At 63.1% G+C, this 9,008-nt stretch carries 8 protein-coding genes; 2 read left to right on the plus strand and 6 right to left on the minus strand.

The window, feature by feature from the left end; translation table 11 throughout:
• The first annotated feature begins 348 nt into the window (after positions 1 to 348).
• Positions 349 to 3,876 (plus strand): hypothetical protein, encoded by a 3,528-nt coding sequence (locus AC07SU_RS30575; RefSeq protein WP_494999232.1) that lies wholly within the window; start codon positions 349 to 351, stop codon positions 3,874 to 3,876.
• Between the two features lie 200 nt (positions 3,877 to 4,076).
• Positions 4,077 to 4,535, plus strand: a complete 459-nt coding sequence (locus AC07SU_RS30580) for a cupin domain-containing protein (RefSeq protein ID WP_176998795.1) — start codon at positions 4,077 to 4,079, stop codon at positions 4,533 to 4,535.
• Positions 4,536 to 4,542: 7 nt separating this feature from the next.
• On the opposite strand, the gene AC07SU_RS30585 is transcribed toward AC07SU_RS30580, so the two are convergent.
• From AC07SU_RS30585 to AC07SU_RS30610, 6 genes are all read right to left on the minus strand, one after another.
• Positions 4,543 to 5,589 carry an EscU/YscU/HrcU family type III secretion system export apparatus switch protein gene (locus AC07SU_RS30585; RefSeq protein ID WP_176998796.1) on the minus strand — a complete coding sequence of 349 codons (1,047 nt, stop codon included), beginning with the start codon at positions 5,587 to 5,589 and terminating at the stop codon, positions 4,543 to 4,545.
• A 2-nt stretch (positions 5,590 to 5,591) separates the two neighbouring features.
• A complete protein-coding gene (gene sctT / locus AC07SU_RS30590) occupies positions 5,592 to 6,404 on the minus strand; it encodes a type III secretion system export apparatus subunit SctT (protein ID WP_176998797.1) in 813 nt (270 codons plus the stop codon).
• A 6-nt stretch (positions 6,405 to 6,410) separates the two neighbouring features.
• Positions 6,411 to 6,680, minus strand: coding sequence for an EscS/YscS/HrcS family type III secretion system export apparatus protein (locus AC07SU_RS30595; protein WP_016969171.1), 270 nt, complete (start codon positions 6,678 to 6,680; stop codon positions 6,411 to 6,413).
• A 96-nt stretch (positions 6,681 to 6,776) separates the two neighbouring features.
• Positions 6,777 to 7,430: a type III secretion system export apparatus subunit SctR gene (sctR, locus tag AC07SU_RS30600; protein ID WP_017137580.1), complete on the minus strand. Its 654-nt coding sequence runs from the start codon at positions 7,428 to 7,430 to the stop codon at positions 6,777 to 6,779.
• The gene (sctQ, locus tag AC07SU_RS30605; protein WP_494999233.1) at positions 7,427 to 8,434 is read right to left on the minus strand and encodes a type III secretion system cytoplasmic ring protein SctQ; all 1,008 of its coding nucleotides are present in this window, start codon (positions 8,432 to 8,434) and stop codon (positions 7,427 to 7,429) included. Before sctQ ends, sctR begins: the two co-directional genes overlap by 4 nt.
• Positions 8,431 to 8,877 carry a hypothetical protein gene (locus tag AC07SU_RS30610; RefSeq protein WP_176998799.1) on the minus strand — a complete coding sequence of 149 codons (447 nt, stop codon included), beginning with the start codon at positions 8,875 to 8,877 and terminating at the stop codon, positions 8,431 to 8,433. The genes sctQ and AC07SU_RS30610 overlap by 4 nt, the downstream gene beginning before the upstream one ends.
• Between the last annotated feature and the right edge of the window lie 131 nt (positions 8,878 to 9,008).

Consider the following 9,008-nt stretch of genomic DNA (forward strand, 5'->3'; position numbering starts at 1 on the left):
GTTAGCCGTCCTGGGCCAGGGATGGCCCATGACGGCGGCCCACGGATTCAAGCCGGAGTGAGGGCATGCCGAGCCTAGGCGAGGCACCGAGTGTTGGGGCAAGAGCCCTTTTGGTTACTTTTGGTTGGGCCGGCATTCCGGGCTCTTTTCCAAAAGTGACCCGCTGTAAGAGCGGAACCATAAGTGGCCGTTACCCAGATAACGGATATGCCCCCCCAAGCACACCCACATGACCTCGGTATTTCACACCTGTGAAAGCTTGTGAGATCTTGCCAACAATCCCGCTTTCACCCCCCGCCACCCCCTAGTATCAAGTCCTCGTGCGCCCCCACTCACATGGACTGAACAATGATCAACCGACCCGAAAAAGCCGCCTCGCCGCGCATCCCCGAAACCAAGGCACCGGAACGTGTGTTCGACGCCCTGCTCAACAAGGCCAAGACCTTGGCAGCCGCCGGGTCGGGCGACAAAAACTTCAAGCCCAAAGTGCTGGCCGCCCACTCCGGCGAGGCCCTGAAAAAGCCCAGCGAGATCAAGCCCGACGACTACAAGGAAGTCACCGCCCTCCCCGCCAAGCTCGACATCGACACACTCAAAGTCGTGTCCGAAGACAAGGACGCCGGTGTCATCTACTTCGAGCAGGACGGTAGCAAATTCAAGATCACCCGCGAAGGCGCCGAGAAGGTCCAGGAAGGCTTCGACACCCTCAAGGGCCTGCACTTCGGCCACGCGGTCGCGCCGGTCAATCAGGGTGGGCCGGATGAAGGCACGCCGCTCTATGACCTGCTGCACACCCTCGCCGAAACCCAGGGCACCCCGGCCGGCAAGGAGATTCGTGAAGCCTTGGGCAACCCCGACCAGCAACTGCTGCGCGAAGACGACCCCACCGTGCGCCTGGCCAATGTGAAATCTGTGGGTGAAGCCAAGGACGGGGTGGTCAAGGTCGAGATGGAAAGCGGCCAGACCCTGGTGATCTCTGAAGCGCTCACGCCCGAGGCCTTCGCCAGTTTCAACAGCGCCGGAGTGACCAAGGCGGCCCTCGCCGAGGGCAAGGCCAAAGGGTATGAAGCGGTCACCAGCCTGCCCGGCGACCTGGATTTCAGTCAGCTCAAGGTGGTCTCCGAAGACCCCAAATCCGGCGTAATCCTGTTCGAGCACCAAGGCAAGAAGTACATGATCAGCCAGTCCGAGGCCGCCTTGCCGCAGCCCGGCGCGGACCTGAGCAACCCCAACCCCAACGCCGGCAGCAGTTTCTACAACTTCCTCCACGCGGTGCACAAAAGCGAAGGCACCCAGGCCTTCGACTACATCAAGAACGCCCAGTCCCTGCCCGGCCAGGAGCTGCTGCGCAAGGACGAGGCCAGCCTCAAGCTGGGCGATATCAGCAAGGTCGATGCGCCCATAGACGGCATCCTGGTGGTCAACGGCACCGACGGCAAACTGCTGGTGGTGTCCAAGGACATCACCCCCGAAGCCTTCGCCGCCTACAGCACCAAGGGCCAGACCCTGGCCGGCATCGAAAAGGCCAAGGGCGACGGCTACAGCCTGGCCGGGCCGGATGCGTACTTGTCGTCCACCGAAGACATCATGAGCGTCGGCGGCGTGGGCGATTACGGCCCTGGTTTGATCGCCTTTACCCAGCACAAGCCGGGCGGCGCTGAAGAGAAGATCGTGGTCAGCGAAGACAGCAACCCGCAGATGTTCGAGCAGATCTCCGGCTACCGCACCGACATCGCCCAGCAGACCACCGACGTCGACAAACTGCGCGCCGACAACGGCCTGCCGCCGCTCAAGGACGTGTCGGTGGACAACCTCGCCACCACCGAAAAAGATGAGAGCGGCAACCCGCTGTCGGTGCAGGACCTGTCGATGAAAACCCTGGTGGACAGCTACCGCGCCGGGGTCAAGGACGGCAGCATCGGCAAGGACGACCCGCGCGCCAAATTCCTGCGTGCGGTGGAAGCCAAGAGCATGGCCGACAACGGCATGTCGATCATTCCCGAGCACGGCTTCGGCAACCAGGGCATCGCTACCACGCCGATCGATGTGACCTCGCGGGATGTGCGCGACAACATCTTCGACACCAAGTCCATCGACAAGACCATCAGCGAGCTGCTCGGCGACTCGACCATCCAGGCCGACATCAAGAGCAACCACGACGCGGCGCTGGGCAAGGTCGACGGCGGCCAGGCCAAGGTCGATGAAGTGCACCAGAAGCTCATTGACAGCACCTCCTCGGAGAACTTCACCAAGTACATCAAGGCGCTACAGGACGACGGCAAGACCGAACTGGCCACCCAGGAGATCCAGACCGCCTACACCGCCCTGGCGGATGTGGACCCGGCCAAGGCCGACAACTTCCTGCAGAACCTGCAGATCGACGGCTACACCGATGCCGTTGAAAAGTTGATGGACGACCCAAGCAAGATCAGCGATGACAACACCGCCCTGGCCACCCAGGACAACACCCTGGCCATCCTCTCGATGCTCAAGGGCAGCGCCGACGGCCTGCCGCGCCAGGCGCTGGGGGTGTATTCCAAGTTCGTCGACCAGTTGCTCAAGGACAAAGGCGCCGCCGCCGACTTCGGCAAGGCGATGATCTCCCTGGGCGATACCTGGCAGAAGAACGGTGTGATCAGTTTCAGCGATATCGAACACGCGGTGAGCAAGGAGATCATGCCGAGCCTCAGCGAAGAAAACCGCAGTTCGTTCGTGAAGAACCTGACCTTCCTCAAGGACAACGGCGTACTCGGCTCGGTCGGCGGCGCGATCGGCATGGGCCGTATCGTCTACCAACTGGCCGGCCAGGGCGGCAAGCTGGCTGATACGCCGATGAAGCGCCTGGGGATCGCCAACGACTTCCTCGGCTTCCTCGGCACCGGCTCGCACTTCGCCACCCTGGGCCTTAAGGTCTATGACAAATTGCGCGGCACCAACGCCTACAAACTGATGGGCTTCGACCGCTCGCTGCCCGACCTGTGGGCCAAGCCCGGCGAGGGTTACCACGCCCTGCCCAAGGACGCCGAGGCGGTGCAGAAGAAGTACTTCGAGATCGTCGACCAGGCCATGGATGACGGCAAGGACGTGGGCAAGGTGCTCAACAGCGGCGGCTGGAGCGATGAAGGCGCGAAGAAGGTGCAGGAAGGCATCGAGAAAGGCATCGCCAGCCGTGGCGGCGTGGCCGGTGCCGGTTTTGGTGCCAAGTTCGCCAGCAGCGCGATCAAGGTGATCGGCATGGCCACCGACGTGGCCGGTGGTGTGATCAGCGTGGTGCAGGCCGCGTTCACCCTGCGCGACGGCGTGCGGGAAAAAGACCCGGTGAAAATCGCCTCCGGCTCGCTGTCCATGGCCGGTGGCATCAGCAGCCTGGTGGCCGCCGGTGGCGGCGTGCTCACCACCCTCGGCGTCACCGGCCGCATCATCCCGTTCCTCGGCCCGGTGGGCTTCCTGATCTCCGGTGCACTGTCGTTTGTCGGCGCGATCCTCAGCACCGTGCAGTCGCACAAGCTGCACAAGATCTCGATGCAGAACTGGAACCAGATCCAGGACTTCAAGCAGGACGGCCTGCTCAAGCCCAATGGCGATGAAGCCTACGTGTGGCTGCAGACCTACTTGTCCGACTGGGGCCAGCGCGATGCCCCGCAAGACCAGAGCATCTTTGATTTCCGCAAGGAAGAATGGGATGCGCGCTCCAGCATTCGCGGCGGCGACCATCGGCGCGACCACCCGGATTACATCGGCGACGGCAACAACCGCAATTCCGAGGACTACAAGTACTCGCTCAAGCCATCGGAGTGGACCAACGACAACCACGACATCATCTGGCGCGTGGGCGACGGCTACGGCGGGCCGTACCACGACGTCGACAACGGCTGACCGCCCCCCCTCACCTCAAATCAACTGTGGGAGCTGGCTTGCCTGCGATGGCGTCCTTGAACATTGCGGTGATCTCAAGGTCGCCATCGCCGGCAAGCCGGCTCCTACAGGGGGTTGTGGCGGATGGAATAAAACACGCCTTCAGCTGTTTAGTCAGGACAAGACTCACCTTCCCTGCTGACAGCCACCGGAGGCAGACCATGACCCCATCACCCTTGCGCCCACTTGTCGTCACGCCTGAAGACGGTTTACCGGTCCACCCGTTCGGGCTCGACATGCGCATTTTGCTGAGCACTGAAGCCAGTGGTGGCGCCACCTCGGTGATCATCGCCAGCCACAACCCCGGTGAAGGCCCGCCTCCTCACCTGCACCACTCGCAGGAAGAGTTCATTTTTGTGGTCGAAGGGACCTATCACGTCAGGGTCAACGGCGTTGAGCAAACCGTCGGCGCCGGGACGCTGCTGTTCATTCCCCGTGGCACCGTCCACAGCTTCAAGAACATCGGCAGCACCGTGGCGCGCATGCTCGACTGGACCTTGCCGGGTGGCCAGGACACGTACTTCCAGGCCATCGACGCACTGGCCGCCGAAGGTGGCTTCGACGCGGCAAAAGCCAAGGCCCTCAGCCTGGAATACGACACGCATTTCCCCCAGGCGTAAGACCTTGTCAGATAAGGCGCGCAGCCACGAGCCAATCCGCAACGGCCTGGAACGAGGCATCCGGCACCGGGTCGCCTGGCACGGTCTTGCGGTAGATCTCACCGGCCAGCGCCTTGTCCGGCGCGTGGGGAATGCCCAGGTCGTACGCTTCCTGCAGCATCAGCAAGGCCTCTTCCGGGGATGCGCGGCACACCACCACCGGCACCGGGGTTTCCCCGCGCACATAGCGCACGCCGATCACGCAGCCGTCGGTGGTGCCGATCATCATCGACGCGCGGCTCAAGCCCAACTTGGTGGCCAAGGCCTGCATCTCGTTGCGCTGACGCCGCCGTTCGCTCTTGATCAGCGGGTCGCCGTCGATGTCCTTGCGCTCGCGCTTGGTCTCGCTGCGGGTCATCTTCATGTCGCGGCCGAACAACCAGCGCTGCATCATCACGTCCACCCCGCCCACCAGGATGAACGCGCACAGCACGGTGAACACCAGCGGCTTGAGCACCAGGAAGAAGGTCGACTCCATGCACTCCGCGCCACACCGCGACGACTCCATCAGCGCCTGCAACGCGTGCTTGCCCACCACGTAGAAAGCAATCGCCAGCACATGCACCTTGATCAAACCCTTGATGAACTCCACCAGGTTGCGCAGGGCAAAGATCTTCTTCATGCCCTCGGCCGGGTTGATGCGCTTGAACTCGGGCTTGATCGGGTCCACCGAGAACACAAAGCCGCGCATGGTGATGATGTTGGTCAGGATCACCACGCCGGTGGTCACCGCCATTACCGGCAGGGTGATGCTGATCACCAGTTGCTCGGCATGGTCGAGCACCCGGGGCCACACGGTGGCGAAGGGTTCGATGTAGATCTGCGCGGTGAGGTCGATCAGCGCAGTGACCTGGGCCTTGGCCCGGGGCGCGAGGATCGAAATGCACAGGGTGCAGAACAGAATGACCATGCCCGACACCAGGTCCTGGCTCTTGGCGACCTGGCCTTTCTTGCGCGCGTCCTTGAGCTTTTTGTCCGTGGCCGGCTGGGACTTCTCTTCGCTGGTATCGGCCATGGCTACTCCATGCCTGCCAGGGTCTTGAGCAGCTCGACCGTGCCGCGAAATTCGGAAAGCTGGTCAAGCATCAGCGGAATCAAAAAGCCGATGTAGATCACCATCAAAATGGTAAAGAACAGGTTCTTCACCGGCAGCGACAAATCGAAGATATGCAGGTTGGGCGCCATGCGCGACAGGTAGGCGAGCATCAAATCGGTGATCAGCAGCGAGATCAACAACGGCGAGACCATCAGCACGCCCACGCGCATGATCTGGTCAAGGATCGACAGCACCGCCAGCAATGCCGAACTGGCAAACACCGGGGTGAACGAGGTCACCGGCCATAGCTGATAGCTGTGGTAGTAGCCGTCGACCATCAGGATAAACCCGCCGGACATGAAGAACAGCGTGATCAGCATCACCGTGAGCAACGTCGCCATCACGCTGGACTCCCCGGACGACAGCGGGTCCACCAGTTGCGCCATGGTCGAGCCGCGTTGCAGGTCGATCAACTCCCCCGCCACCTCGGCGGCCCAGAACGGAATGCCGAACAACAGGCCGATGAGGATGCCGATCAGAAACTCCTTGATCAGCAAGCCGGCGATAAACACGCTGCCGTGTTCGGGCATTGACGTCAGCGACTCGAACACCGGGAAAAACATCGGGATGGAAATCGCCACGGCCACACAGCCACGGATCATGCCAGTAAGGCCCAGGCGGTTGAACGCAGGGGTGATCACTACCACGCCCATGGCGCGACAGGCGGCGAGCGAGGCGGAGCTGATCACCGGGTAGGCGACCTCCAGGAACTGCGCGGTCAGGCTGGCATCCATGGGCGGTCAGCGCGTCCACATCGGGAAATTGTCCAGCACCTGGCCGCCGAGTTCCGCCACCTGGCCGGCCAGCACCGGGCCCAGGAACACGATGGTCAACAGCACCGCCACCAGCTTCACTACCTGGGGCAGCGTCTGGTCCTGGATCTGCGTCAACGCCTGGAACAGGCCCACGCTCAAACCCACGATAATCGCCACCCCCAGCGCGGGCGCAGAGAGCATCAACACCGTCATCAGCGCCTGTTTCATCAACGACAAAAATACGTCCTGGCCCATCTTCCCCCCTCAACACACACCACCCTGTAGGAGCCCGGCTTGCCGGCGATGAGGCCCTCAAGGACGCCATCGCCGGCAAGCCGGCTCCTACACGGGTTAGCCGTAACTCAGAATCAAACCGTGCATCAGGCGCGACCAGCCGCTCAGGGACACGAATAAAAAGATCTTCAGCGGAATCGAGATCAGGTTCGGCGAGACCATCGACATGCCCATCGCCATCAGCACGTTGGAGACCAGCAAGTCCACCACCAGGAACGGGATGTACAGCAGGAAGCCGATCTCGAAGGCACGGGTCAGTTCCGAGCTGACGAACGCCGGGATCAGCACCACCAGGTCATCATCGCGCAAATCAGCGCGGGCTTCCGGCGACCAGATGGTCTCGGTGGCCTGCACAAAAAAGCCCCGCTCGGATTCATTGGCAAAGCGCTTCAAGTGCGCCTGCAACGGCGGGCGCAGGGCATCGCCCAGATCCTTGAGTTGCTCCACATGCTCGATGTTGAGGTCGCGCCCCTCCACCTGGCGGTACATGTCGCCAATCAGCGGCGTGGTCACGTACACCGACAGGATCAACGCGATGCCGTACAGCACCAGGTTCGGCGGCGTCTGTTGCACGCCCAAGGCGTTGCGGATCAGGAACAGCACCACCGAGATCTTCATGAAACCGGTGAGTGTCACCACCGCCAACGGGATCAGCCCGATCGTCGCAACGACCAGAATGATCTCGATCAGGTTCGGCTGATAACCGGTCATGGGGTGGCAAAACTCAGCAGGCGCACGCCCAGGCCGTCACCGATTTTCACCAGTTGGCCCTGGCCGACACGCCGCCCGTTGACCATCAAGTCGACGCTGTCCACGCCGGGGGTGTTGAGCTGTAACAGGCTGCCGGCGCCCAGTTCGCGCAATTGCGCCAGGTTCAGTTCCAGGCTGCCGACCTGGCACACCAATTTCAGCGGCAGGTCATCCAGGGCCGCAGCCGCATCAACGTCACTCATCGTGTTCTCCGCATCCAAAAGGGGGGCTTTCAAGGCTTCCTGCAGGCGCAAGGCATCACCCTGGTGTTGGCAGCGCGCCTGCAAGCGGCCGTCCAGGTCGAGCAGCAAACCGCTGCCAGGTTCAAGCATCAGCACGTCGCCGGGGCGCAGGCTGCGCAGTTCGCCCAGGCTCAGCCACTGTTTGCCGGCGACGACCGCCAGGGTCTGGCGCAGGCCGGGCAGCGGGTCGGGTTCGACCTCGCCCAATTGCGTCAACAACTGCGCCACCAGCACCGCGGCGCCTTCGCTCAGATCCAGCTGTGCGCTGAAGGCCGGCCCGTTGCCGAAGCTCAGTTCCAGGGCCAGGTGCACGGCGAACGGGCGCTGGTCCAGGCCTTCGGTGGCCTCCAGCAATTGCACCGGGTGGCCGAGCAGCGGTTCGAGGGCTTCGATCAGGTCGAGCACCGCCAGCTCCAGCAGCAACGAGCGCGGCAGCGACGGCAGCGTCTGCGCGTCAAACTGCAACGCCAGCGGCGCCAAGGCCTGCTCCAGGGCGGTGGTGGGCAAACGCAGGCGCACCGGTGCACGCCCCAGCAACAGCAGCACATCGCGTGGCGCGTTGAGGGGCTGCGGCTCGGCGGCCCAGCTCACACGCAGGTCTTGCCCGGCACAGCGCCCCTGCCAGGCACGACGGCGCCGGTGCAGTTGGTTGTGCAACGCCAGCAGCGCCGGGTCGTAGTGGGTCAGCCACGGCGACAGCGGATCGGCAAGGGCTGCAATCATGTGCCGACGCCTTCGTCGCGCAGCTCGCCCACGCGGCGCTCATCGCTTTCGCGGCCGTCCAGCAGGCTTTGCCAGGCGTCGGACTGACGCTGACGGCTCAGGCGTTCCTGGCGAAACAAGTCACGCTCACGCTCCTGGCTTTGCAGGGTGGTGGACACGTGGGTCACGTCGTTTTCCAGCTGTTGCTGGTCATCGGACAAACCGCGCAGACGGTCCTGGGCTGCCTGCCAACTGGCCACCGACAAGCCTTCGGTGAGCGACGCATACACTTGGCGCGCTTCTTCGGCGATGGCTTCCCGGTGCAGGCGCAATTGCTCCTTGGCGTCGGTCAACACGCCGTGGGTCTGTTCGCAGCGTTGCTGCTGGGCAGCCAGTTGGCTGGCGGCCCGTTGTTCACGCAGCACCCGCAGGGTTTGCAGGGTGCGCAGTTGATCGGTTTTCATCGGGTTTGCTCCTTCGTCATGCGGGCACAACGCTTTGTAAATCCATAAAGATCCCTTGTAGGAGCCGGGGGGGGGGGGGGGGGGGGGGGGGGGGGGGGGGGGGGGGGGGGGGGGGGGGGGGTGGGAGAGAG

The organism is Pseudomonas sp. GW821-FHT05H12, from assembly GCF_059419385.1.

Coding starts and splice junctions, on each gene's coding strand:
- AC07SU_RS30575 (WP_494999232.1), top strand. CDS start 349: ATGATCAACCGACCCGAAAAAGCCGCCTCGCCGCGCATCCCCGAAACC.
- AC07SU_RS30580 (WP_176998795.1), top strand. CDS start 4,077: ATGACCCCATCACCCTTGCGCCCACTTGTCGTCACGCCTGAAGACGGT.
- AC07SU_RS30585 (WP_176998796.1), bottom strand. CDS start 5,589: ATGGCCGATACCAGCGAAGAGAAGTCCCAGCCGGCCACGGACAAAAAG.
- sctT (WP_176998797.1), bottom strand. CDS start 6,404: ATGGATGCCAGCCTGACCGCGCAGTTCCTGGAGGTCGCCTACCCGGTG.
- AC07SU_RS30595 (WP_016969171.1), bottom strand. CDS start 6,680: ATGGGCCAGGACGTATTTTTGTCGTTGATGAAACAGGCGCTGATGACG.
- sctR (WP_017137580.1), bottom strand. CDS start 7,430: ATGACCGGTTATCAGCCGAACCTGATCGAGATCATTCTGGTCGTTGCG.
- sctQ (WP_494999233.1), bottom strand. CDS start 8,434: ATGATTGCAGCCCTTGCCGATCCGCTGTCGCCGTGGCTGACCCACTAC.
- AC07SU_RS30610 (WP_176998799.1), bottom strand. CDS start 8,877: ATGAAAACCGATCAACTGCGCACCCTGCAAACCCTGCGGGTGCTGCGT.